Source organism: Pantoea sp. AS-PWVM4, from assembly GCF_000468095.1.
Lineage (GTDB): Bacteria > Pseudomonadota > Gammaproteobacteria > Enterobacterales > Enterobacteriaceae > Pantoea > Pantoea phytobeneficialis.
Map to the genome: position 1 here is coordinate 167,953 of NZ_ASZC01000006.1, position 25,538 is coordinate 193,490.

Genomic DNA, 25,538 nt, shown 5'->3' on the forward strand with positions numbered 1-25,538 from the left:
GAGGCACCGAGATGGCGTTATTAAATGTAGAAAAACTGTCGGTGCATTTCGGCGACGAAAAAACACCGTTCCGTGCGGTTGACCGTATCAGCTATCAGGTTGAGCAGGGCCAGGTGGTCGGCATTGTCGGTGAGTCTGGTTCCGGTAAATCGGTTAGCTCGCTGGCGATTATGGGCCTGATTGATTATCCCGGTCGGGTGATGGCAGAGAAGCTGGAATTCAACCAGCGCGACCTGCAACGCATCTCCGAAAAAGAGCGCCGCCAGCTGGTGGGTGCGGAAGTGGCGATGATCTTCCAGGACCCGATGACCAGCCTTAACCCGTGTTACACCGTGGGTTTCCAGATTATGGAAGCGCTGAAGGTGCATCAGGGCGGTAGCCGTAGCACCCGCCGTCAGCGCGCGATTGATCTGCTGGAGCAGGTGGGGATTCCCGATCCGGCTTCACGTCTGGATGTGTATCCGCATCAGCTGTCGGGCGGGATGAGCCAGCGTGTGATGATCGCCATGGCGATCGCCTGCAAACCTAAGCTGCTGATCGCCGATGAACCCACCACCGCGCTCGATGTGACCATCCAGGCGCAGATCATTGAACTGCTGCTGGAGCTGCAAAAGCAGGAGAACATGGCGCTGATCCTGATCACCCATGACCTGGCGCTGGTGGCGGAAGCGGCGCAGCACATCATCGTTATGTATGCCGGACAAGTGGTGGAAAGCGGCAAAGCGGCGGATATCTTCAAAGCCCCGCGTCATCCTTATACCCAGGCGCTGCTGCGTGCGTTGCCGGAATTCGCGGCGGATAAAGCGCGTCTGGCCTCGCTGCCGGGCGTGGTGCCGGGTAAATACGACCGCCCAACCGGCTGCCTGTTGAATCCGCGCTGCCCCTACGTGACCGATCGTTGCCGTAGCGAAGAGCCTGAACTGCGCGACATTCCGGGCCGTCAGTCCAAATGTCACTTCCCACTGGATGATGCCGGGAGACCGACTTATGAGTCATGAGAAAACACAGCAGGATTACCTGCTACAGGCGATTGACCTGAAAAAACACTACCCGGTGAAGAAAGGGTTGTTCGGCCAGGAGCGTCTGGTCAAAGCATTGGATGGCGTATCGTTCAATCTGGAACGCGGCAAAACGCTGGCGGTGGTCGGGGAGTCGGGCTGTGGTAAATCCACGCTGGGCCGTCTGCTGACCATGATTGAAACCCCAACCGAAGGCGAGTTGTACTGGCATGGTCAGGATTTGCTGAAGCATGACCCGCAGGCGCAGAAACTGCGTCGCCAGAAAATCCAGATTGTGTTCCAGAACCCCTATGGTTCGCTGAATCCACGCAAAAAAATCAGCCAGATTCTGGAAGAGCCGCTGGTAATCAACACCACGTTGACCAAAGCGGAACGTCGGGAAAAAACGCTGGAGATGATGGCTAAGGTTGGTCTGAAAACCGAACATTACGATCGCTACCCGCATATGTTTTCCGGCGGTCAGCGTCAGCGTATCGCCATTGCCCGCGGCCTGATGCTGGACCCGGATGTGCTGATCGCCGATGAACCGGTATCGGCGCTCGACGTCTCGGTGCGTGCGCAGGTACTGAACCTGATGATGGACCTGCAACAGGATCTCGGTCTTTCCTATGTGTTCATCTCTCATGATTTGTCGGTGGTGGAACACATCGCCGATGAAGTGATGGTGATGTACCTTGGCCGCTGCGTAGAGAAGGGGAGCAAAGAGGCGATTTTCAGCAACCCGCGCCATCCCTACACTCAGGCGTTGTTGTCGGCCACGCCACGCCTCAATCCGGATGAACGTCGTGAACGTATCAAACTGACCGGCGAGCTACCCAGCCCGCTTAACCCGCCGCCAGGTTGTGCCTTCAACGCGCGCTGTCGTCGCCGTTTTGGCACCTGTGTACAGTTGCAGCCCAAGTTGAAAACTTACGGTGAGCAGCAAATTGCCTGCTTTGCCGTAGACCAAGATGAGAACCAGCCCATCGCTGGCGCGTAACCTGTGACAGCGAGTGACAAAGGCCCCAGACGGGGCCTTTTTCTTGTGTGCGGGTTGCGCTTCACGACGCCGATTTTGTCATTATTTTGAAATAACCAGAAACAACCAAAAACAAACGGGTTGCACCTACATAGCCCGCTATTGTTAAATTTGTTTGCAGAATTTTAGGCTTTAAATTATTAATTTAAAGGATGTGTATGCTGTAAACTTATCCGAGATCTGACCAGTTTAAACGCCTGCTGGCTTGTCAAATGTAACCAGACAACCTAATTTGCTTCACACTTTGACAACCTTTTTCGTCCTGCGGGTTGCACCTGAAGCGCGCCAGGTGACACCTGTGCAAATCATCCATTTGGCGGGGTTACTGGTTATGACACAACATGAAAGCAGCACGGCGGTTTTACGAAAAAACAAGAAGGTGTTAATCGCCAGCCTGACAGGCAGTTCAATCGAGTGGTTCGATTACTTCCTCTACGGCACGGCGGCGGCGCTGGTGTTTAACAAGATTTTTTTTCCAATGGTCGATCCGGTTATTGGCTTAATCCTTTCTTATCTTTCCTTTTCCCTCACCTTCTTTATCCGTCCGATTGGCGGTGTGTTGTTCGCCCATATTGGCGATCGTATCGGCCGGAAAAAAACGCTGGTGTTAACGTTGTCGCTGATGGGCGGTGCGACCGTGATGATCGGATTGTTGCCCACCTATGACATGATCGGCATTTGGGCACCGGTGTTGCTTATTCTGATGCGCATCATTCAGGGTATGGGCATTGGAGGTGAATGGGGTGGCGCGCTGCTGCTGGCCTATGAGTATGCACCGGCGAAACGCAAAGGCTTTTTTGGCAGCATTCCCCAGGCCGGTGTCACCATCGGGATGTTGATGGCGACCTTTATCGTCTCACTGATGACGCTTTTCAGTGAAGACGCATTTCTCTCCTGGGGATGGCGCATTCCGTTTTTATTAAGTTCTATCCTGGTATTCCTGGGGCTGTGGATCAGGAAAGATATCGACGAAACGCCCGACTTCAAACGCGTCAAACAAGCAGGCCAGGTTGCCAAAGCGCCTTTACGCGAGACGTTGAAGCATCACTGGCGTGAAGTGCTGATTGCCGCCGGGCTTAAAGTGGTGGAAACCGCACCTTTCTATATTTTCTCAACCTTTGTGGTGAGCTATGCCACAACGACATTGAGCTACCAAAAATCGCAAGCGCTGGAAGCGGTGACATTGGGTGCGCTGGTCGCCACTCTGATGATTCCATTAATGGGGCTGCTATCCGACAAAATCGGTCGTCAGCGCATGTATGCGGTGAGCGTTTTCATGCTCGGGTTGTTTATCGTGCCCTGGTTTATGCTGCTGGATACCAAAACGACCTGGGGTATCGTGCTGGCGACGGTCATCGCCTTTGGTGTGCTTTGGGCGCCAGTAACGGCAGTGCTTGGTACGCTCTGTTCCGAAATTTTCAGCGCCAATGTTCGTTATACCGGGATTACCCTTGGCTACCAGCTTGGCGCAGCGCTGGCGGGTGGCACCGCACCGCTTATCGCGACCGGCCTGTTGGCAAAATATAACGGGGACTGGGTTCCGGTGGCCTGGTATCTGGCGGTTACCGTGGTGATTTCGCTGTTGGCGATATTCTGCGCCAGTCGGGTAAAACGTGAAACCGTGATTCAGGCACAGACGCAACAACTCTAATTATCAATCGGCCAGCCTTTCTGGCCGATTGTTCACTCCTATCCAAATTCCCGCCTATACTTCAGAAAAATTAACGCCAATTGTCTTGTTCACTGAACATTAACAAAATCCATTACCGCATTTCATCTGTCATGCGCTGGCATTAAAAATTGTTTCGAGCGTTAAGACAAATTCTGAATTTTGTCAAATTTGTGTGAGATTAATCACACAGGTGAAAAATCCGTAACTTGCAGAGGCTTAGAGATATTTCAGTGAGTTACGAAAAGATGAACTGCGTGATTATTTCAGTTAACCGATATTAATTAATTTCAGGTCATAAGCAGAAGGAGAGTTATTTTGCTACCTTTTTTCAATCACAAAGATAAAACTCTTTTATTGAATTCGGCGTTTTAATAATCAGATTTCTCTCACTGTGTTTTAATGTATGTGATATATTCGCGAAAAATTCCCCCCCCTCCTTTTACAGGCCCCTGGTCATGAAGAACTACGACGATTTGCAGCGTTTTAAGGAAAAAACGCAGACGCTGGATATCGCTTTTAAGGATATGTCCGGGCAAACGCAGGAAGCCGACCAGAGTCAGTGGGCGATTATCCGTCAGCTGGCTGCTGATGAAGATCAGGAAACGTTAGGCGGCGGCCAGCGTATCGATCTGCCGCAGCCACAGCCGATTCGCGGCAACGAATTCGATGCACCACCACAACAACCGCAGGTCGCGCCGGTCGCCAGTAGCGTACGGGGCTCGATTCTGGATAGCCTGGCAGCGACGCCAGCAGCGGGGGAGGCCCCGACAGCGGTGTCATCATTGTTCCCGCCAGCCCCGGCTAAACCCTCGCCTTCAGCCACACCTGTGGCACCGAAAGCCACTCATGTTGAGCGGCAGGCAACAACGTCGCTGTTTCCGCCCCCACCGCCCAAACCGGTTGAAGCGCCTGTGGCACCCGCTGTGGTGCCGGAGCCGGCAGTGGTTCCGGCACCGGTGGCCGTTGCACCGACCCCCGTTTTTGCTGCCCCAGTCGCACCGGCGCAACCCGCTGCGGCACCGTCACGCTTTGGCGCATTATTCCGTTCGCGGCCAGCTGAGCCTGTGAACCTGTCGAAAGAGACATTACTGAAACCGTTACTGGAGAAGATTGCGCTATGCCGTTAGTTTGTGTGTGCTCGCCTAAAGGGGGAGTAGGGAAGACCACAATGGCAGCCAACCTGGCCTGGAGTCTGGCCCGCGCAGGCAGCAAAGTTTTGGCAATTGATTTTGACGTACAAAATGCGTTGCGCCTGCATTTTGGTGTGCCGCTGCATGATGGTCGCGGTTTTGTGGCGCGTTCCGAAGAACAAGCCGACTGGAGTCAGTCGATTCTCACCACCGGCGGCAATATTTTTGTCATGCCATATGGCGAGGTCACGGAACAACAGCGCGAACGTTTTGAAGAGAACCTGAGTAAAGATCCGCATTTCCTGAAACGCGGCCTGGATACGGTACTTAATTATCCCGGCCTGGTCATCATCGCGGATTTTCCGCCAGGGCCAGGTCCGGCGTTGAAGGCGATGACGGCACTTGCCGATATGCATTTAGTGGTGATGCTGGCGGACACCGCTTCGGTGTCTTTACTGCCGCAAATTGAAAACGACCGCATGATTGGTCAGCCACTAAATAATAAACGTGGACACTATTTTGTGCTCAACCAGAGCGATAACCGCCGCAATATAAGCCGTGATGTCACCGCTTTTATGCAGCATCGTCTGGGTGACAATTTATTGGGTGTGGTGCACCGGGATGAAAGCGTCGCGGAAGCCAATGCGTCACAGCAATCTGTTTTTGATTTCAGCCCTGCATCTGCGGCAGCGTTTGATATTGAGCTGGTTGCCAAGCGTGTCTCCAATATTCTGAATATCTCCGTGGGCAACGGTGAAGTTCAGGCACCCATTCGCAGTCATTATTAATAGCCTGGCATTGTCAGGCGAATAATAACAACACAGCTCCGCAGGTGAATCATGAGTAAACTCGCGTTTTACCTGCTGCTGCTGGTGCTTGCACCGGTCGCAGCGGTAATCATCATCACGCCGATGGATAGCCAGAAACAATATATCTTTGGCTTAATCAGCATTGGCATGCTGTTTTTAATGGGCTTAAGCAAAAGCCGTAAAATAACCGTGGTGATGGTCATCCTCTCCGCCCTGATGTCGACCCGCTATATCTGGTGGCGCACCACGGAGACGTTGCACTTTAATTCCGAGATTGAAGCCATTCTCGGTATCGGTTTATATCTTGCCGAATTGTACGTCTGGCTGATCTTAATTCTGGGTTTCCTGCAAACCACCTGGCCATTAAAACGCACCATTGAACCGCTGCCGGAAGATACCAGCCTGTGGCCAACGGTCGATGTGTATGTGCCTTCTTATAATGAAAGCCTCGATGTGGTACGTGATACCGTTCTGGCGGCACAGTGTATTGATTACCCGCGCGACAAGCTGAAAATTTATTTGCTGGATGACGGCAAACGTAGTGAATTTGCCATGTTTGCGGCAGACGTCGGGGTCGGTTATATCACCCGTGACGACAACCGCCATGCGAAAGCCGGTAACCTCAACCATGCGATGAAAATCACGAAAGGTGAGCTGATTTGCGTATTTGACTGTGACCACGTTGCCACCCGTACTTTCCTGCAAGCGACGGTGGGACCGTTCCTGAAAGATCCGAAGCTGGCGCTGTTGCAAACGCCACACTACTTCTACTCACCCGATCCGTTCGAACGTAACCTGCGCGCAGCGCGCAGCATCCCGAACGAAGGTTCGCTGTTCTACGGCCCGGTGCAGCAAGGCAACGATAACTGGAACGCGACCTTCTTCTGCGGTTCCTGTGCGGTGATTCGCCGTAGCGCGCTGGAGGAGATTGGCGGGTTTGCGGTGGAAACCGTTACCGAAGATGCCCACACCGCATTGAAAATGCAGCGTCTTGGCTGGGGTTCTGCCTTCCTGTCGATTCCACTGGCGGCTGGACTGGCGACCGAACGTCTGGGTCTGCACGTCATTCAGCGTACCCGCTGGGCGCGTGGCATGACGCAGATTTTCCGTGTCGATAACCCGCTGTTCGGGCGTGGTCTGAAGTGGCAGCAACGCCTGTGCTACCTCAACGCGATGTTGCACTTCCAGTTTGGTCTGCCGCGCGTGGCGTTCCTGACGGCACCGCTGGCGTATCTGCTGTTTAACCTCAACATCATTCACTCGTCGGCATCGTTGATTTTCGCTTACGTGCTGCCGCACCTGGTGATGTCGCTGTACGTCAACTCACGTATGAATGGCCGGTTTCGTTACACCTTCTGGGGTGAGATTTACGAAACGGTGATGTGTTTCCACCTGGTTATCCCGACCATTTTGACCATGTTCTCGCCGAAACACGGTAAGTTCAACGTCACCGATAAAGGCGGGGTGCTGGATCAGGGCTTCTTCGATTTCCACATCGTGCGTCCGCATGTGATTGTGGCGGCGTTGCTGACGATAGGGATTGTGGCGGGTGTGGTGCGTGCCACCATGCATGATTACTTCGGGGTGGATCCTTACGTGATTGCCCTTAACGTCGGCTGGGCGGTGTTCAGCCTGATTATCCTGATGGCGGCGATTGCCGTAGCGCGTGAAACCAAGCAGGTGCGTAAAACCATCCGTATCGAAGTACAGATCCCGGCGATTATTCACTACGCCAGCGGTATCTCGTCGCGCACCATGACCAGCGACCTGTCGATGGGCGGCGCACAACTCGACGCGCCCGATGATCGTCATGAATACGATGAAATCGAAGAGATCGATCTGCTGCTGAAATCAGGTGCCATTACCATTCCGGTGAGCAAAATCTCCGGCGATGACGAAACCATTCGTCTGCGTTTCGAAGCCATGCCGCTGTCGCGTCGCCGCGAACTGGTGCGTGTGGTGCTGGCGCGTGCCGATGCGTGGATTCAGCCGCAGTACAAGCAGGACAATCCGTTGTTGTCGCTCGGCACCATTGTGCGTACCGTTTTCGAGCTGTTCTGGCTGACATGGAAAGATCGTCGTAATAAGGGCAAGCAGGAGGCTCAGCCTGCCGTCAAAGAGGACAGCGCCGCATGAAAAATTTGACGCAAACGTTGCTGGCGAGTTCGCTGGCAACCGCGCTGCTGCTCGTGCCCGCCTGGGCGGAAACGCCAGCCACGGTAACGCAGGACAGCTCTGCACTGGGGCAAATTCCGCCACCGCAGGGCCTTGATAACAATGCCGATGCACAACTGAAAGAGGCGGCAGGTAGCACGCCTTATACCCCGGCGGAAACCACGCCAGCGGTCAGCGCACCGGCCGAGAATACGCCTGCGGTAGAAAATGATGCACCCGCCGCCGTCAGCGAGTCTCCGGCTCCGGCACCCGAGATGGTTCTGCCGACACCTGCTGCGGCCCCAGTGCCAGCGCCGGTCGTCGCCGCGCCGCTGAATCAGCCGGTCAGCACCGTGATTTCGGTGGCACAGATGGGCCAGAAGCAGGGCATCGTGTTAACCGGTGGTCAGTTGCAGTCCGGCATCGTGTTTACCCTGCCGGGTGATGAGGTGATCACCAATGCGCGCCTCAACCTGTCGCTGCGTGTTTCTGCTGCACTGGCATCGCGTAATACTTCGCTGCAACTGATGTTGAACGGCCAGCCATTGGGTACGTTGCCACTGGGTTCCACCGACAGCGATACCAGCGATTATCAGCTCGATATCCCGGCGGCGATGGTAGTGTCCAGCAACAACCTGAGTTTCAAAATCAACGATGCTGACAAGTTGTTGTGCGAGAAAGAGAGCGCGCAGCAATATCAGGTGACCATCCTGCCGAAAACCACGCTGAGCATGGAAGGCCAGCAGTTGAACATCGGCACCAGCCTGCGCAACTTCCCGCGTCCGTTTATCGATCCGCTGCGCATGACGCCTGCCAGCGTCACTATTGGCTTTGCCTCAAACGTGACGCCGGATACCGTCAGCGCCGCTGCGCTGGTAGCGTCCTGGATGGGCATTCAGTCGGATTACCGTGGCATCCGCTTCCCGGTGGTACGCGGTGATTTGCCGGAGCACAACGGCATTCTGTTCGGCCATCCTGGCGATAAAATTGGTCCCCTGACTTTCCCGGCGGCCAACGGCCCGACCTTACAGATGGTCGATAACCCGCTCAACCCGGTGTACAAACTGCTGCTGGTGAGCGGTGCCGATGATACGCAACTGCGTCAGGCGGCCAATCGTCTGACGACCCAGCCGCTGACCACCGATGCCAGCAACCTGAATGTGCAGCCGCAGCCGATTGCGCTGCGTAAGCCGTATGACGCCCCGCGCTGGATCAATACCAGCCGTCCGGTACGTTTGAGCGAGCTGCTGCGTAAAGATCAAAGCCTGACCACCACCGGTATCTGGCACGATGCGTTGAGCGTGAACTTCCGCGCCGCGCCGGATCTGTTTATGTGGGATGGTGACACCATTCCGGTCAACCTGCACTATCGTTTCCCGTCCGAAAGCTGGATTGACGAGAACAATTCGTTCCTTAACGTGATGCTGAATGGCACCTTCCTGCGCAACCTGACGGTCAATAAAGTCGGCCTGCTGGAGAGTGCCTGGCATCGTCTCGGTGGCGATGCGCGTCAGGAAAACTATGCGCTCAAGCTCGATCCTTATCTGATTTACGGTGACAACCAACTGTCGCTTTACTTCAACATCAAGCCGAAAGCGGATGCCCCTTGCGGCGTGTTGCTGAACAACAACATCAAGAGCCGCATTGAGGATGACTCGTCGATCGACCTGAGCCATACACGCCACTTCACCATGCTGCCGAATCTGTCGTACTTCGTCGGTGCTGCCTTCCCGTTCACACGTCTGGCTGACTTCTCGCAGACGGCGCTGTTGCTGCCGGAAAAACCAAGCGATGCCGAGATCTCCACGCTACTGGATATGGCAGCGCGTGCCGGTAACGCCACAGGCGTGCCGCTGGCGCAGAACCAGGTGTTATTCGGAATGCCGAATGGCGGCACTAACCTGTCGCGTCTGGAGCAGAGCGACCTGCTGGCGGTCAGTACCACGCAAAACACCACCTTTAACCAGGCGATGCTGGCGGGAACGCCGTATGAAACCAGCGGCAATACGCTGGGCGTGAAAGACCCCACCACCTGGGACAAGCTGCGCGGCTGGTTGATGGGCGACTGGTATCGTCAACAACTGGATGCCGATCGCTACTTCTCCTCCAACGAGGCGTGGCGCGGTTTTGTCAGCTATCGCTCGCCGTGGAACCCCGATCGCCTGGTGGTGATGACGGTGGCGACCAGCGATGACCAGTTACTGCGTCTGCACAACGATTTGAACTCGGCGCGTATCAACGCCGGTATTCGTGGCGATACCGCCATCATCACCGATGAAAACGGTATCCGCAGCTTCCGCGTCGGGCCGCAGTTCCCGAGCGGTGAAATGCCCTGGTACATGATGGTGGTGTGGTATGCCAACCAGCACTCCGTGCTGATGGCGCTGGCCGCATTGCTGGTTTCAGCGCTGGTGGGCAGTGGTGCCTGGGTGATGCTGAGACGTCATGCATGGCGACGTCTTAACCCGCAAGGTGATAGCAAGCCCGGCAAGAAGTAAGGATAAAAATAATGAAAAAACATCTGATAAGCGCCGGTATTCGCCATGCCCTGATTCTGGGTGGGGCACTGACTCTCTCTCAGCCGCTGCTGGCGGCGGAGAGCACCAACCCTGCGTTACAAGCGCTGTTCGATCAGGCGGCTTACTGGCACCAGAAAGCGCATGACGATTTAGCCCAGGCCTCGCTGCAAAAAGTGCTGATGGTGGAACCCAATAACACCCAGGCGCTGTACCTGCTGGCGTTATATGCCCAGCAAAGTGGCGATAACGTGGGCGCCGCGCAATGGCGCGCCCGCCTGAACCAGGTGTCGCCCAACGATGCGCATCTGACGGAGCTTGATAACGCTCGCCAGCTGCAAAGTATCCCGCAGTCACAGTTGTCACTGGCGCGTCAGCAGGCGCGCAGTGGCAACATCGCCGCAGCTTTGCAAACCTGGCGCAATACCTTTAGCGGCAATGAGCCGCCGCCGAGTGTCGCTGCCGAATATTATCTGACAATGGCCGGTGACCGATCGATGCTACCGCAGGCGGTCGAAGCGTTGCGTCAATTCTCCGCCGAACATCCGCAGGATACCGGGGCCAAACTGGCGCTGGGTAAGGCAATGACGTACCAGGAATCGACACGTCGCGAAGGTATCGATCTGCTGGCGACGATGGCCGATGGCAACAAAGATGCTGACCGTTCGCTGCGCCAGGCGCTGCTGTGGCTTGGCCCGCAGGCTTCTGATGCGTCGTTGTATCAGACCTGGCAGCAACGCCATCCGCAGGACAACACGGTGATGGATTATTACCGTAAAAATGTCGGCGGCGCGGAGAAAGGGGCTGGCTTTACGGCCCTGAACAGCGGCGATGTCAGCAGCGCCCAGAACAACTTCCAGAAAGTGTTGCAGGCCAACCCGCAGGATGCCGATGCGCTGGCCGGTATGGGTTACGTGGCGCAGCGCGCCGGACGTTATTCTGAAGCGGCTGATTACCTGACGCGCGCTGCGCAGTTGGGCGGGGATCAGAGCGAACAGCGCCAGAAACAGGCGGCTGATGCCCGTTTCTATGCGCAACTGGCAACGGCCCAGCAGGCACTGAAGAATGGCGACAGCGCTCAGGCGCTGGCGTTGAGCGAGCCACTGACTCAGGCTGAAGGCGAGAAAGGCACTTCAGCCAAATTATTCCGCGCAGATGTGCTGCGTCGTACCAATCAGTTACCGCAGGCGGAGCAAACTTACCGTTCGATCCTGCAAAGCGAGCCGGATAACCGTAACGCGAAAGAAGGGTTGTTTTACGTGCTGCGTCAGCAGAATCGTAGCGCCGAAGCCAATACGTTGTTGGCCTCGCTGCCGGACAGCGTGCGTCAGAGCGTGGCACCGCGCGGCAGCAGCACCGATCCAATCCGCCAGCAGGCGAAGCGTGAGCTGGCGGCAGGTAACAATGCTGCGGCGATTGCCACCCTGCAACAGGGCATCGCGCGTAACCCTAACGATGGCTGGCTGCGTCTCGATCTGGCGCGCATCTATCGTGGTCAGGGCGATAGCATGATGGCGGCGAATATTATGCAGCCGACCATGCGTACCGGTGCCAGCACCAATGAACTCTACGCCGGTGCGTTGAATGCCAGCGAAAGCGGTGCCTGGCAACAGGCCAGCCTGCTGCTGGCGCGCATTCCCAACAGCAGCAAAAGCAGCGACATGCGTGAACTGGCGCAACGCGTGAACTTTAACCTGCAAATGAACACCGCCGATCAGTATCTGGCACAGGGTTCGAATGCCGCAGCAGCGAATACGCTGCGCGCGCTGGCGTCGAATCCGCCAGCGAATCCGGTGGACGCGGGTAATCTGGCGCAGAAACTGGCGAAAGCGGGTGACCTCACCACCGCGGTGTCCGTGGTGCGTAGCAATATGCAGCGCGGCGTGCAGGGCAACGCCGGCGATTACGCTGCGCAGGTGGCGGTCCTCAATCAGGCCGGTTTGACCACCGAAGCGCAGAGCTTCCTCAGCAGCCCGGAATTGCAGGCACGCAGTACGCCGACGCAGTTGGCCGGTATTCGCAACGGCTACGTTATCAACGAAGTGGATCGCCTGCGTGAGCAGAAACAATACGCCGCCGCTTATGACAAACTGGTGGGGGCGCTGCAACACGATCCGCAGAACCGCGATCTGATGTTCGCGATGGCGCGTCTGTACCAATCCGGCAAGATGAACAAAGAAGCGGGCGTGGTGTATGACTACCTGATGACCCAGGACACCCCGACCCAGGATGCGCGTGAAGGGGCGATCAATGTGGCGCTGGCACAGAACGATGTGCAGAAAGCCAATACCCTGACGCGTGGCCTGCGTAATGAGCAAACGCCGGACCGTCTGCTGTTGCTGGCGCGAGTGGCGGAAGCCAACGGTGAGCACAGCCAGGCGATGAGTTATCTGCGCACCGCCCGCGGCCAGTTGATTGGCTTGCAGGGTGCACAAACCGGCAGCGTACCGACCGTGGGTGGTCTGGCGTTGGCGGATAACCCGTTTATCAACCGCAGCACCTCACCGGTAGGGCGCACGCCTTCCAGCTACGGTACGGTGATGCCGTGGCAATCCTCGCCGGATGTCACCAGCAGCGCCAGTGGCGTAACGCTGGCGAGCAATACCCCGGCGGTGCAGCAGAGCCGTACACTGAAGCAGATCGACGATATGATGGACGATTTGCAGGAGAAAACCGGCACCTGGACTCAGGGCCAGTTGCAGGTACGTGGACGTGATGGCGAATCGGGGCTGAGTAAGTTGACCGAAGCCAAAGCACCGCTGACCTTCTCCACCGTGCCGTTTGGTGATTCGCGCTTCGACTTTACCATGACGCCGATTTCCCTGTCGGCGGGCAGTGCCGCGGGCGATGCCTGGCGTCGTTTCGGTACTAACGCGCTGATTCAGGGCGGCGTGGTTGCGGCGGGTGATGCTGAAGTCACCGATGTGCCTTCTTCTTCGACCAATTCGCAGAAAGGCAACGGGGTTGAGTTGAATATGGCGCTGCGTGGCGATAGCTACAAAATCGACCTTGGCAGTACGCCGCTCGGCCAGGATCTCAGCACTATGGTGGGTGGCATCCAGTGGTCGCCGAAGCTGACTGACTTCCTGACGCTGATCCTGACCGGTGAGCGTCGTGCGGTAACGGACAGCCTGCTTTCGTATGTTGGCGCAGAAGATACCGCCAGCGGCAAGAAATGGGGCCAGGTGACGAAAAACGGCGGCAACGCGCTGCTGAGCTACGACAACGGTGACGCCGGTTTCTATGTTGGTGGCGGCGCCTACAGCTATATTGGCGAGAACGTCGCCAGCAACAACAGCGTGCAGGCCACCGCAGGTGCTTATGTGCGTCCGTTCCATTACGACGACCGCGAACTGAAGGTGGGTATGAGCCTGTCGTGGATGGACTTCTCGAAAAACCTCAGCTACTTCAGCTATGGTCAGGGCGGCTATTTCAGCCCGCAGAACTACGCATCGATCTCGTTCCCTGTCGATTTCTCGCGTACCTTTGATGACCTGAAGGTGAATATCGGTGGCTCGATCGGTTATCAGTCCTACAGCCAGGACAGAAGCGCTTACTTCCCGAATGATCCTTCATTGCAATCTCAGTTGCAGGCAATGGCGGATGCGGGTTACGTCAAGAGCGCCTACTACGAAGGCGATAGCAAAAACGGCATTGGTTATAACCTGCATGCCGGGGCTGACTATAAGATCAACAAAGATCTCACCCTGGGTGGTCAGTTAGGCTATGACACCTTCGGTGATTACAACGAGACTACCGCGAATCTGTACTTCCGCTACATGTTCGGAGACAACTAATGAGTGAGCAATTGGCAGCCCGCGTCAATCACCCGCATCAGCCGGGCTGGTTCGATCTGGTCAGCGTGATGATTGAAGGCATGCTGGATAATGCCGGAGAGGAAGCCGAAGGTTTCCTCAACCAGGTGGGCGAATCGCTGGCGGCGCGCTATCCTTTGGCGGAGGCGCGCACCGTTCAGGATCTGGAGCGTGAAATGAATTTGCAGCTGGCGCGTTTTAGCTGGGGCTTTGCCCAATTACAGCCGATGGAGAACGCCATTCTGATTCAGCACCATGCGTTACCGGCGGGAGACAACCGGGTGAATAGCGAACGCTGGCAGTTGGCATTCAGCGCCGTGCTGGCCGGGGTGTACGCCCGCTGGCTTCAGGACCAGGGCGGCAGCGTCAAGGTTCCTCTTACCCTTGAAAAGCTTGATGGCAGTACGCTGCACTACCGATATCAATAGGAAGCTGAGATGAGTGTTAAGCCGTTCTGGCGTCAATGGATACTCTGTTTCATGGTGATGTTTTTTAGTGCCCAGGCGGCCGCAGATGGCTGGAGTACCTTTAAAAGTCGCTTTATGAGCAACGATGGTCGTATCAGTGATACCGCCAATAACAACGTCAGCCACACCGAAGGCCAGGGCTACGGCATGTTGCTGGCGGTAGCCAATGACGATCGCCCGACCTTTGATAAGTTGTGGCAGTGGACGCAGACCCATCTGCGCAATCCGCAAAACGATCTGTTCTACTGGCGTTATACCCCGGGTGCGACCGATCCCGTCGCTGACAAAAATAACGCATCGGATGGTGATGTCCTGATTGCCTGGGCGTTGCAGCGTGGGGCGCAGAAGTGGTCCTCTGCCAGTTACCAGCAGGCGTCTGATCGTATCCAGCGGGCGATTGTGAAGCACAACGTGATCACCTATGCCGGGCATACCGTGATGCTGCCGGGTGTGCAGGGTTTCAATAAAACCAGTTTTATCGTACTCAATCCGTCCTATTTCCTGTTCCCGGCATGGCGTGAGTTTGCTGAGCACAGCCATTTGCGCGTCTGGAATCAGTTGATTGATGATGGCATGGACCTGCTGGGCGATATGCATTTCGGCAAAAGCGGTTTGCCGCTCGATTGGGTGGCGCTGAATGCGGATGGCTCGGTTGCGCCAGCGGTCGGGTATTCCAACCGCTTTAGCTATGACGCGATTCGTATCCCACTGAATATCTGGTGGTACGATCCGCAAAGCCTGCGTCTGGTGCCCTACCAGCGTGTCTGGCAGGCCTATGGGCGCTTAACCACCCCGGCGTGGTTTGATGTGCTGGCGAACACGCCCGCGCCTTATAACCTCGACGGCGGCTTGCTGGCGATTAGGGATTTGACGCTGAGCGAGACGGGTTATCTCAGTGACCGGCTGGCACCGGATCAGAACTACTTTTCTGCCAGTTTGCAGTTGCTGACCTGGATGGCATATCAGGAAAGGCGCTGATGCGCTGAAGTTTGGGGGCGGTTTCGTTCGCCACAGGCTGATGTAGTTTCAGTTCGCCGATGCGGCGACCGAGCAAAGGGCGCCTGGCCGCGCCCTCTGCACTCCCCGGCCCTGCGCCAGCTTCTTTTTTTGCGCGATAAATCGCGCCGCTACAACTCAACGCTGCCTTTCGCCGCATTTATGCGGCTCATCCCCGCTGCATGACTTGTGCTTTTTTTGGTGATTTAATCATTGCTGTCTGCGCGATAAATCGCGCCGCTACGGGTAACGTGCTGCCATTTGTAGCGGCGCGATTTATCGCGCAATTAAGAGAGCACCTGGCTTTCAGGCGATGGGGTGGGCGGCATCCGCAGCGCTGAGCGCAGAGGGAAGGCCAGGCCGAGCCGCATGGATGCGGCGAGAGAGCGGAATGAGCCAGGGATGGCGAATCCGCGCGTGCCGTGTGGCCTGAGTGATAAGCGAGGGCACAGCGCTATGCGCTGCGCGAGGACGCCGCAGGGCGCGGATTGCAAAGGTCCGCGCCTTCGGACTTTTGCCCGTCCGCCTGCACGTTGCGGCTGAAACTACTTAATGCCTGGCGGGCGGAACCTTCTCAGATCCAGACCACTGCCTGGTGAACCCATCATTTAAAATCCGCATACGGAATCAACGGTTGCGGCGGCATATCCATATCACCGTTCCAGCCCGCCATCGAATAACGCACATACAGCAATCCGTGGCTTGGGGTGTAATCTTTCGCCTGCTGAATATCCATCGCCACCCCAACAAACCAATGCGGGGTTACGCGCCGCTCCACAATCGCCTGTAGGGTATAACCCACGCCGCTGCCGGAACTGCTGTCTGAGTACGGATTCGACGCCAGTTCAAACCCCGGATTGACCGGATAACGCTGCTGCGCATCGGTTTTGGAATGCGACCAGGATACCGAGCCGCCGAGATCAAATGACCAGTTCTCGGTACGCTGGCGATATGTCACCGGCACCGAGAACGACAGATATTGCTGCGGGCTGTAGTAGCCACCCTGACCGAAGGTGTAATCGCTTAAATCCTTCTGGTAGTGCCACAGCATACTGTTCAGGCCAACGGTGGCGCGGCGGTTGTCCTCGTTAATCAACTTGTAGTAGTAACCCGCCATCATACGTTCGCGGGTGTTGTCTGCGACATTTTCCCCGGTCAGTTGATGCGCGCTGAGATCTGCCCAGACGCCATGTGCGCCGCCCTGGTCATAACTCAACCCGAGCGAACCGCCAGTGGCGACCACGCCGCCCCAGGTTTTGCCGCCGTTAGTGGCGGGATCGCGTGCGCCCGCATAGGCCAGCAGCGAGCTGGAGATCGGGCGACGGGAGGCCGTCAGGGTGACGCCAATATCGTCCACATCGGTTTTCCAGCTCAGACCGCCTACCCAGTTGGTGACTTCAAAGCCGAGCGGCGTGGTACCGATATCGCCGGACCAGCGGTCGTTATGCCAGCCTACGCCAATCGCCGTACCTTCATCGCGCTGGGTGAAATCGCGGCTACAGCCGCCGGAATTGGCATCATTACAACTACCGAAGCGATCGTTGTGGCTGTTGTTTTCGGTGGCAAAGGTGCCTGCCGACACCAGCACATGATCGACGCGGACAAAACTACGACCATCGGCCAGCGGCGTCTCCGCCTGCAACATGGTGGTGTGCGCAGTAAAATCTGAGCGGCCACCGGTGCCCTTGTCGCGCGAGTAATCCTGTTCCAGCGTGACGGTGGTGTCCTGCTGGCGATAAAGATCGGCGGCATCGCTGCGAATACCGCGCTTCAGCCAGTCATCCTGCGGTTGATTACGGGTCAGCCGGGTGTAGCTGTCGTTATCCTCTGGCACGGTTGCGCTGATGCCGCTGGCAGCCATCGCCAGCCGGTAATCCTGCTGCGCCTGTGCGGGCTGGCGTAACTGGGTTTCCAGCCGAGCGGCATCGCGATACACCAACGCTTTGCTTTGCGAGGGCGCTTCCTGGGCGGCGCGGGTTTTTAACGTGTTAAATAGCCGCTGCGCCCGCAGGTTGTCGCCGCTGTTTTGCCAGGCAAGCGCCACCCGACGCCCGCTGTTGATACTTTCTTCTGCCACGCTATCCGGCAAGCTTTGTAACGCCTGACGCGCTTCCTGTGGACGTTTCAGCGCAATCAACGCTTCAATACGTCCGAGGGCGGCGTCGTTATTATGCGCATCCTGGTGCAGCACCTGCTGGTAACCCGCCAGCGCTGTGCGTGCATCGCCGCGCTCCAGCGCCCAGTCGGCCAGCGTGATATCACGGCGTGAAGAGGTGGGTTGTTGTTTTAACAACGCGATCGCTGCCGCTTCATTGCCGCCATCGCGTAGCGCATTGGCGCGGGCAAAGACTTTTTGCTGATTCAGCCGATCGGCCAGTTCATGCATGTTGTCATCCCAGCGCGCCTGCGGCAGGCGATTGAGCGCCGCCAGCGCCGCGTCATCCTCATCGCCGGAAGACAGCCACAGCGCCCAGGCATACAACGCACTCGGATCCTGCGGGTGCTGGAGCACCATCGCTTCCATCACCGTGCGCCCCTGCGCGGCTTCGCCACTGTTGCGTAGCGCCCCGGCCAGCCGGTACGACAGCCAGATATCGTTGGGAGTATCCTGGGCCGCCTGACGATATTTCACCACCGCCTGATGCCACTGCCCCTGTTCCGCTAACGCATCAGCTTCGGCGCGCAGGCTATCGCTACGCAGAGTACGCAGCGTATCGGCTAATCCGCGTTGCTGGGCGGCGGGCAGGGCGTTGATAAACGCCATCGCCCGCGCCGGGGATTGTTGCTGGTATAAACCCGCCAGGCGGCGCACCGCCGTGGTGTTACCACGATCAATGCGCAGCGCCAGTTGCCAGTAGCGTTCGGCCTGGGCTTCGTTATGGCGCGCCTGCGCCACATCGCCGAGTCCGATCAGCGCCCAGCTGTCGCTGTTATCAATCACCTGGGCGTTGCGATACTGACGTTCCGCCCCATTGAGATCGCCTTTTTTCAGCGCGTTATCACCGTTGTTGATGGCCAGCCAGTAACGGTTGGTTTGCAGCAACGACTGCCATTTCCCCACCTGGGTGCTGGCCTGACCGTGTTTGATGGCTTTTTCTAACCACATAATGGCCGCAGCACGGTTGTTGGCACGCGCCTGGGCCTGGCCCATCGCCCCCATCAGTTCGGCATCATCAGGCGTGGCTTTTAGCGCCGCGCTGAGGGAGGCAATCGCCCCCGCGCCGCCTCCGGCATCAACCAGCGCCAGCCCGCGCATGCGCTGACGCCAGGCTGGATCGGCCAGCAGTTTTTGCTGCCGCGCCAGCTCCTCCTGTCCACGTTGTTGTGCATCGCCAGAGGTAAATACGGTGAGATATTGTTGCAGGCTGGCGACACTCTGGTCGCTGACTGGCTGATTCTGGATCTGCTGTAGCCAGAGTTCTGAAGCGGCATCGCGGCCACCATCGCGCCTGGCGAGGTTGCGCAGTTGCGTTAGCGCTGCGGCTGGCTGATTGTTATCAAAGGCCATGCGCGCCAGTTGTAGCTCCACGCCGATATTACCGGGGTAGCGTTGTTCCAGCGCCTGTAATTGGCGATAGGCCGTCTGCTGCTGACCGGGCAGACGCGCCACCAGTTGCCAGTATTCCAGTTCGGTGTTCACATCCGGGAACACGCCGTGAAACAGCGCGTCCCACGCGTCTTTCGCTTCCGCTATATGACCCGCGGCCGCCAGCAGTCGGGCTTGTTGCAACTGCTGACGGCCTTCGGCTGACATCAGTTTCATACCGGCTTCGGATTCATGGGCGGCGGCGGATTGCGGTGCCACACGTTTCAGTTCATCCAGTAACGTTTGTGCCTTCGCCAGATCGCCCTGACGCAGCGCCATGCGGATTTGCGCCGCCAGCACCTGCGGGTTGTCAGGATCGATTTTTTCCAGCCGGTAGAGCGATTGCTGCACCAGATCATACTTGTTGGTCGATTCGCCGGTGCGGATCTGCATCAGTAGCCATTCGACCGGCGAAACCTGTGGACCGACGGGCGCGGCGACCGCGCCCGCCAGCATCCCCAGCGTGGTGCTGAGCAGCAGCCCGAATCGCAGCGCGCGCGCTTTATTCATCGTCGTATTCTTCTGCCAGACGACGGCGGCTCACCATACGCATCAGACGCCATGCCATCAGGGCAAACAGCAGCACTACCACCACAGCGCACAGCGCCAGCCAGACCGGATGCGTTGCCAGCATATTCCACAGACGCTCCCACCACGGCAGATGACCGACGAAATAGGTATCGCCAACCCGCAGGCTGTAGACACCAGACTCGCGGATGATCGAAGCCGAACCGAAAATCGCCGCGCGTTTGCCGCTATCCTGCATCGCGTTGTTGAGCAGATCCCAACCACGCGGGCTGTCGGCCAGCAGGGCGACCACGCTACGTTGATCAAAGAACGGCGACTGGAAGCCGACAATCACGCCCAGCGGGCCGCGTGAACTGATGGTGGTCTGGCTTTCGACAGCGCGATCGCTGGCAGAAACCGGGACGTTAGGTGCGGCGATGGGGCGTGCTGGCATGTTGATCCAGCTACGGGCCGCCTCAACCAGCGCATTGATCTTGCGGTCATCCTGGAGATCGGCCGGGATGCTGCCGATCATCAGCAGATCGGCGTCGCTGCTTTTGGCTTTGCTCCAATCGTCGCTCATTTGCACACGCAACGCCGGATAGCCAGTTTGCGCACCGATGCTGCCCAGCGCATTCAGCAAGGTGGTCACTTCGTTGCTGCCTGGTTTTGGCTGTACCAGTACCAGCGACTGCGCCATGTCGGCGTAGCGGCTATAAGGGAAACCGGCGTTGGCGTACGCGGCCAGCGATGGCATTTCGATGTAGTGGCGATAGCCGGAGAAATCGATGCTGGAGTGATCGTCAATCACCACATGATGGCCGACGGCGGTGACGGTTTCGCAACGGCCATCGGCAGTACCGCCAATAAAGGTGTTGGCGTAATCAAAGTCAAAACGCAGTTGGTTGACCACGCCGAGGCGCAGCGCCGGAATGGTCAGCTGGCGGCTGCTGTCCTGCAAGCCCTGAATCAGCGGGATATGCAGCAGTTGCTTGCCGCCGGTGTCCTTCGGCATCAACGGATAGTCCTGCATAAACTGGTTATTCAGGTGTACCGCCAGGCGCGATCCATCCTGCTGCATCGGCGAGGTGTAGCGATAAATCAGGTCCATATCGATGCCGCGAGCACGTACCAGGAACAGATCCGGCGGCAGGTTGAGCGTCAGCGCGATCGGGTTGGGTTGCAGGCCGTCGGATTGCAGTTGGTTTTGGTACTGCGTCAGCTCGGCAAAGGTGGTGCGGCGGTCGGTGCGTACCCAGTTCGGCGCGTCATAGGCTTTACGCGGAGCCAGTAATTTGACGTCATCCACCGTTGAGGTATCACCGCGCAGCAGCAGCTCGCCCTGGGCAATGCCTTCGACGGCGGTCAGCAAATCTTTGTCGTCGCGACCGAGAATCAGCAGCATCTTCTCATACGGATTCTCCGGCTGGCTGACCATCATTACCGTCGGCTTTTGCACCGGCGGCATCTCCTTCAGGAAATCAGGACGCTGATCGTTAGTGGCGAATACCACCGCGTGTTGTTCTTTTGGCAGTTGGTTATACAGCACCGGGAAGGTCTGACCGCGCCACTGCGCCTTGCTGCCAAAATACGAGGCGAGAATCGCGGCGGCACGTTGTTGTTGCAGGTCAGGTGCGGCGCTGAACACCATCGGCAGTTGCAGCGGTCGGCTGTCGCGGCTGTCGAAGAAAGGCTCCGGGAAGTGCGACAGATCGTTTTTCAGCGGCAGTTTTTGCAGCGTCAGGTCGAGCTTGCTCTCCTTGCCGATATCCAGCCAGATGGTGCTGTTGGCCGGGTTTTCACACACGTTGGCGTAATGGCCAACCAGCTCCAGCCGCACGCGGTTGAAGTCAGTGATAAAGCGCGGATCAATCGCCAGTTGGGTCTGATTCTCTTTGCCGAGCTGATCGGCGGTGATGGTGATCAGGCTGACCAGTTCATCGTTGAGATACACCTTGAGTTGCGACAGCGTCGGGATTAACGCTGGTGACGGACGATAGTTGAGAGTGAGCAGCGCACGCGTCACCACCTCATCACTGCGCACGCCAAACTCAATCTGACCGGTCGGCCCGGTGCCGCGCAACGTCATGCTACCCGGTGGCGGCGCAACCAGGTTGAACAGCAGTTGGCTGTCGCGCAGCGGTGCACCAGGCAGTGTCTGGTCGCTCACCACCGGCAGAGGGCTTTGTGCCGCCGCCTGGGGCGCAATCGGAGCAGCTGGTTGCGGGGCAGCCTGAGCCAGTGTGGCGGTGCTCAGGAGCAGGGCGGTGAACCAACTCAGTTTTTTCGTCATGGTCATATCATCAACTTAATGAGTGTTTTCTATTTTCACGCGGCCAGGTTGTTGTGGCAGCAGTGAGGCCAGCCAGTGCACCAGCGTGGTGAGCAGGCTGAATAAACGACGCAGCGGCGTTGGGCCGTACTCCGCCAGACGCAGGTAGCCTTTAAAGCCCAGTACCATAATGTCGGCGAGGCTTTGTACCGGTTTGTCTTCCGGGAAACCGTCCTGCCACAGCGCCCAGGTATCGGCGCGGGCAAAGGTACACTGAATAAATTCAATGTGTTGTTCAGTGGATAGCTGATGCAGGCGGATACCGGCGCGGCGGCCAAAGACGCGTTGTACCTGGCAGGGGAAACTGAACTCCTGCTGACCACGGCGCAGCAGCAGCCACACCGGCTCATCCTCTTGCAACGCATCTGCTTCGCGCAGCTCTACACCAACGCCACCGTCCGAGTAGTCGCGCAGCGTGCAGGGCACCATATGACCATCTTCGCGTGCAATGGCGGCAGGCATGGCGATCTCGACACGGTGCGCTTCGCGAATCTGCCGGGCCTCTACCGACACCGCCACGGCACCACCGAGGATGACCATGTTGTAGATCACCCAAATCAGACTGACCCAGATGGTCAGGATTTCATTGGATGGGCCGTAAGCCATACGCCAGAAGGCCATCACAATTCCCGCCAGATTCAGCAGCACCAGGAACATGTAGGGTTTGGTGATCACCCAGTCGAGATGGCGTTTCTCGACCAGGCCACCCTTAGCGGTCACGTTGAATTTGCCTTTGTGCGGATTGAACAACGCTACCGTGGTCGGGCGGGCGATGTACCAGGCCAGCACCGTTTCATACACTTCACTCCAGAAGGAGTGACGCCAGCGGCCCTGAATGCGTGAGTTGGTCAGGCTGGTGTGCAGCATATGGGGTAACACATAAATGGCGATCGCCAGTGCCGGGGCATAGATGATGTAGGCGTGGCACAGCAGGAATGCCAGCGGTGCCAGCAGGAAAATCAGCCGTGGAATCCCCGCGAGGAAATGTAGCATGGCGTTGGCATAACACAGGCGCTGCACCAGTTTTAAGCCTTTGCCAAACAGCGGGTTATCCAGTCGGAAAATCTGTACCATGCCGCGCGCCCAGCGGATGCGCTGACCGATATGCGCCGACAGACTTTCAGTAGCCAGGCCGGCCGCCTGTGGAATGCGGATATAGGCCGAGGTATAGCCGCGACGATGCAGACGCAATGAGGTGTGCGCATCTTCCGTCACGGTTTCGACTGCAATGCCGCCAATCTCATCCAGCGCATCGCGGCGCAGAACGGCACAGGAGCCGCAGAAAAACGCCGCATCCCAGGTGTCATTGCCATCCTGCACCAGGCCGTAAAACAGTGAGCCTTCATTTGGCGTCTGGCGGAAGCGGCCGAGGTTGCGCTCGAAGGGATCCGGCGAGAAGAAGTGATGCGGCGTCTGCAACATCGCCAGCTGTTTATCCTTCAGGAACCAGCCCATCGTCATTTGCAGAAACGAACGCGTCGGCACATGGTCGCAGTCGAAAATCGCCACATATTCGCTCTGGCAACGGGTTTTCAGCGCATGGTTGATATTGCCCGCTTTGGCGTGTTCATGCGTGGGACGCACCACATACTGCACCCCGACACTGGCGGCAAACTCGCGGAATTCGTCGCGTGTGCCGTCATCGAGAATATAGATATTCAGCTTATCGCGCGGCCAGTCGATACCCATCGCGGCGTAGATGGTCGGTTTCACCACGCTGAGCGGTTCGTTATAAGTGGGCACCAGAATATCCACACTCGGCCAGACGGTGATCTCCTCTGGCATCGACAGTGGATGGCGGTTGAGCGGCCACAACGTCTGGAAATAGCCCAGCACCAGCACCGTCCACGAATAGGTTTCCGCGCCAATCAGCAGCAAGCCGAAGGCGAGGCTAATCGGATCGTCCCAGTTGAGGGTTTCGGTGTAGCGCCACCACAAATAGCGGCAGGAGACGGTGAGCGACAGCACGATCAGCATGATGGTAGAGAGCCGCCCCGGTACGCGGCGAACCAGCATCGCCAGCCCCCACAGCAGTAGCACGAAGACAAACTGCGTCATGATGCCGAAGGGTTGTGAGATACACAGCAACGCCAGCAGGCTGGCAGCAATGGCGGCGGTGATAAACAACAACTGGCGTGCGCGTGGTGGCAATCGTTGCAGACGCTGTTCGCTGCGTCGGATGACGCCACGTTTTTTCAACTGCAATGGCAGCGCGCCCAACCATTGATAGAGTTGTCGACGCCAGCGGAACAGCGGCTTAAAGGCGTTATTGAAGCGTTTACGCTCGCTGCGTTCGCTATCGTCGAGCGGCAAGACCAGCAACAGCCACAGGCTTTGCAGTGCATAGCGCAGCACATCGAGCGGACGCGGGCGTTGCAGGGAGATTTGCGGGAAGTAGCGATGACGTTGTTGCAGGATGCGCTGCCAACCCGGCGTCTCCAGTCGCAGCAGTGACCAGGCAAGGATGCACCACATCAAATGCAGGATGATGGTCGGCCAGGGTGTGCCATGGCGACGCGCCTGGCGGGCGCGTTGTTGCAACGCCTGCCACGCCTGCGGGATGAGCAGCCAGCGTAGCGGATTCATTTGCCTGCCCCGGCCACATTGAGCAACAGCCAGTTTGCCAGGGTGTTGACCTCTTCACTGGCAAGCGCGTGCGGGCGATATTCAGCCAGTGGTTGTTTCATCATCAGCGCTTCCGCCAGCGCTTCATCGCGATGAATGACCTGCGGAATCAGGTTGCGCAGTGAGCTAATCCACAGTTGATGCAAATCCTGCTGTAGCTTGCTGTTGGCATTGAACTGGTTGATCAAAAACAACGTGTGCGGCAGAAAACGCGGGTGATGCAGACGCAGCTGACAGTTGGCATCAGGGGTGAGTATCTGAAGCACCTGGTCTGCGCTGTGCAGGAACGGCAGGTGCCAGGGAGACACGTCTGCCGGTAAATCCAACAACAACCAGCGGTACTGAGATTTGAGCGTAGCGAAAGCATTAAGCAACGGTTCAGCAAATTTTTCGTCGAAGCAGCGAATACTTAATGCCTGCTGATGGGTTGTTGCGCCAAAAGGTAAGAAATCTAACCCCGGGCGGTAGCGCTGTGCAGTCTGTTGCCAGGGCTGCTGATTGAGCAGGGCGGGCATCCATCCGGCGTCATGATTCACTGGCAAGTTGAAGTGGGTAGCCAGTTGATTCGCAGGGGAAAGATCGAGCACCAGCACCGATTCCTGTAGCGCGTTCAGCGCCCAGCCAAGCGCCGCGCAGAGCGCAGTGGCGCCACAGCCGCCGCGCAGTCCCTGAAGAGCAATCACCGGCATTAGTGTTCAGACTCCTGAGTGGCGGATAATTCCTGCAAAAGCGGCCAGTGCGACAAAAGGGTATTCAGGCGCTCTTCCCGGGCAATATCAATGTAGTGAAACGCCTGCAATGAAAAGGCCTCACTTAAGGTATTAATGTCATCCTGTTCTTCACGGGTTCGCGATACCAGCGAAAAGGCATTTTCTGTTTTCATTACTTTTTT

15 protein-coding genes are annotated in these 25,538 nt (G+C 57.4%); 10 read left to right on the forward strand and 5 right to left on the reverse strand.

Translation table 11 applies throughout. The features are described from left to right. Positions 1 to 11: 11 nt before the first annotated feature. The 10 genes from dppD to L579_RS08045 all read left to right on the forward strand — a co-directional run bounded on the left by dppD (position 12) and on the right by L579_RS08045 (position 15,578). On the forward strand, positions 12 to 998 hold the full coding sequence (gene dppD / locus L579_RS08000; RefSeq protein WP_021183747.1) for a dipeptide ABC transporter ATP-binding protein: 987 nt from the start codon (positions 12 to 14) through the stop codon (positions 996 to 998). Beyond that, the gene (gene dppF, locus L579_RS08005; protein ID WP_021183748.1) at positions 988 to 1,998 is read left to right on the forward strand and encodes a dipeptide ABC transporter ATP-binding subunit DppF; all 1,011 of its coding nucleotides are present in this window, start codon (positions 988 to 990) and stop codon (positions 1,996 to 1,998) included. The genes dppD and dppF overlap by 11 nt, the downstream gene beginning before the upstream one ends. Positions 1,999 to 2,368: 370 nt before the next feature. Continuing rightward, complete coding sequence (locus tag L579_RS08010) at positions 2,369 to 3,688, forward strand: MFS transporter (protein WP_036625913.1); 1,320 nt, start codon at positions 2,369 to 2,371, stop codon at positions 3,686 to 3,688. Positions 3,689 to 4,164: 476 nt separating this feature from the next. Then, positions 4,165 to 4,836, forward strand: a complete 672-nt coding sequence (bcsO, locus tag L579_RS08015; protein WP_021183750.1) for a cellulose biosynthesis protein BcsO — start codon at positions 4,165 to 4,167, stop codon at positions 4,834 to 4,836. Beyond that, complete coding sequence (gene bcsQ / locus L579_RS08020; protein WP_036625806.1) at positions 4,827 to 5,627, forward strand: cellulose biosynthesis protein BcsQ; 801 nt, start codon at positions 4,827 to 4,829, stop codon at positions 5,625 to 5,627. The genes bcsO and bcsQ (L579_RS08020) overlap by 10 nt, the downstream gene beginning before the upstream one ends. A gap of 51 nt (positions 5,628 to 5,678) precedes the next feature. Then, entirely contained in the window at positions 5,679 to 7,784 is a 2,106-nt protein-coding gene (bcsA, locus tag L579_RS08025) for a UDP-forming cellulose synthase catalytic subunit (protein WP_021183752.1), read from the forward strand. After that, entirely contained in the window at positions 7,781 to 10,300 is a 2,520-nt protein-coding gene (gene bcsB / locus L579_RS08030; RefSeq protein WP_021183753.1) for a cellulose biosynthesis cyclic di-GMP-binding regulatory protein BcsB, read from the forward strand. Before bcsA (L579_RS08025) ends, bcsB (L579_RS08030) begins: the two co-directional genes overlap by 4 nt. Before the next feature lie 11 nt (positions 10,301 to 10,311). Further along, on the forward strand, positions 10,312 to 14,115 hold the full coding sequence (locus L579_RS08035; protein ID WP_021183754.1) for a cellulose biosynthesis protein BcsC: 3,804 nt from the start codon (positions 10,312 to 10,314) through the stop codon (positions 14,113 to 14,115). Beyond that, on the forward strand, positions 14,115 to 14,561 hold the full coding sequence (gene bcsD, locus L579_RS08040) for a cellulose biosynthesis protein BcsD (RefSeq protein ID WP_021183755.1): 447 nt from the start codon (positions 14,115 to 14,117) through the stop codon (positions 14,559 to 14,561). The genes L579_RS08035 and bcsD overlap by 1 nt, the downstream gene beginning before the upstream one ends. Before the next feature lie 9 nt (positions 14,562 to 14,570). Beyond that, on the forward strand, positions 14,571 to 15,578 hold the full coding sequence (locus L579_RS08045; RefSeq protein ID WP_036625810.1) for a glycosyl hydrolase family 8: 1,008 nt from the start codon (positions 14,571 to 14,573) through the stop codon (positions 15,576 to 15,578). Positions 15,579 to 16,200: 622 nt separating this feature from the next. Here L579_RS08045 and bcsC read toward each other — a convergent pair. Genes bcsC through bcsR form a run of 5 tightly spaced genes read right to left on the reverse strand, consistent with a single transcriptional unit; the run spans position 16,201 to position 25,529 of the window. After that, positions 16,201 to 19,692: a cellulose synthase complex outer membrane protein BcsC gene (gene bcsC / locus L579_RS08050; RefSeq protein ID WP_021183757.1), complete on the reverse strand. Its 3,492-nt coding sequence runs from the start codon at positions 19,690 to 19,692 to the stop codon at positions 16,201 to 16,203. Beyond that, positions 19,685 to 21,982 (reverse strand): cellulose biosynthesis cyclic di-GMP-binding regulatory protein BcsB, encoded by a 2,298-nt coding sequence (bcsB, locus tag L579_RS08055; protein WP_036625822.1) that lies wholly within the window; start codon positions 21,980 to 21,982, stop codon positions 19,685 to 19,687. Before bcsB (L579_RS08055) ends, bcsC begins: the two co-directional genes overlap by 8 nt. A gap of 15 nt (positions 21,983 to 21,997) precedes the next feature. Further along, a complete protein-coding gene (bcsA, locus tag L579_RS08060) occupies positions 21,998 to 24,607 on the reverse strand; it encodes a UDP-forming cellulose synthase catalytic subunit (RefSeq protein ID WP_021183759.1) in 2,610 nt (869 codons plus the stop codon). Beyond that, a complete protein-coding gene (gene bcsQ, locus L579_RS08065) occupies positions 24,604 to 25,335 on the reverse strand; it encodes a cellulose biosynthesis protein BcsQ (RefSeq protein WP_021183760.1) in 732 nt (243 codons plus the stop codon). The genes bcsA (L579_RS08060) and bcsQ (L579_RS08065) overlap by 4 nt, the downstream gene beginning before the upstream one ends. Next, positions 25,335 to 25,529: a cellulose biosynthesis protein BcsR gene (gene bcsR / locus L579_RS08070; RefSeq protein ID WP_021183761.1), complete on the reverse strand. Its 195-nt coding sequence runs from the start codon at positions 25,527 to 25,529 to the stop codon at positions 25,335 to 25,337. The genes bcsQ (L579_RS08065) and bcsR overlap by 1 nt, the downstream gene beginning before the upstream one ends. Positions 25,530 to 25,538 lie beyond the last annotated feature (9 nt).

What these genes read in the sequence shown, in the direction of transcription:
- dppD (WP_021183747.1), top strand. Translation starts at nt 12, where the DNA reads ATGGCGTTATTAAATGTAGAAAAACTGTCGGTGCATTTCGGCGACGAA.
- dppF (WP_021183748.1), top strand. Translation starts at nt 988, where the DNA reads ATGAGTCATGAGAAAACACAGCAGGATTACCTGCTACAGGCGATTGAC.
- L579_RS08010 (WP_036625913.1), top strand. Translation starts at nt 2,369, where the DNA reads ATGACACAACATGAAAGCAGCACGGCGGTTTTACGAAAAAACAAGAAG.
- bcsO (WP_021183750.1), top strand. Translation starts at nt 4,165, where the DNA reads ATGAAGAACTACGACGATTTGCAGCGTTTTAAGGAAAAAACGCAGACG.
- bcsQ (WP_036625806.1), top strand. Translation starts at nt 4,827, where the DNA reads ATGCCGTTAGTTTGTGTGTGCTCGCCTAAAGGGGGAGTAGGGAAGACC.
- bcsA (WP_021183752.1), top strand. Translation starts at nt 5,679, where the DNA reads ATGAGTAAACTCGCGTTTTACCTGCTGCTGCTGGTGCTTGCACCGGTC.
- bcsB (WP_021183753.1), top strand. Translation starts at nt 7,781, where the DNA reads ATGAAAAATTTGACGCAAACGTTGCTGGCGAGTTCGCTGGCAACCGCG.
- L579_RS08035 (WP_021183754.1), top strand. Translation starts at nt 10,312, where the DNA reads ATGAAAAAACATCTGATAAGCGCCGGTATTCGCCATGCCCTGATTCTG.
- bcsD (WP_021183755.1), top strand. Translation starts at nt 14,115, where the DNA reads ATGAGTGAGCAATTGGCAGCCCGCGTCAATCACCCGCATCAGCCGGGC.
- L579_RS08045 (WP_036625810.1), top strand. Translation starts at nt 14,571, where the DNA reads ATGAGTGTTAAGCCGTTCTGGCGTCAATGGATACTCTGTTTCATGGTG.
- bcsC (WP_021183757.1), bottom strand. Translation starts at nt 19,692, where the DNA reads ATGAATAAAGCGCGCGCGCTGCGATTCGGGCTGCTGCTCAGCACCACG.
- bcsB (WP_036625822.1), bottom strand. Translation starts at nt 21,982, where the DNA reads ATGACGAAAAAACTGAGTTGGTTCACCGCCCTGCTCCTGAGCACCGCC.
- bcsA (WP_021183759.1), bottom strand. Translation starts at nt 24,607, where the DNA reads ATGAATCCGCTACGCTGGCTGCTCATCCCGCAGGCGTGGCAGGCGTTG.
- bcsQ (WP_021183760.1), bottom strand. Translation starts at nt 25,335, where the DNA reads ATGCCGGTGATTGCTCTTCAGGGACTGCGCGGCGGCTGTGGCGCCACT.
- bcsR (WP_021183761.1), bottom strand. Translation starts at nt 25,529, where the DNA reads ATGAAAACAGAAAATGCCTTTTCGCTGGTATCGCGAACCCGTGAAGAA.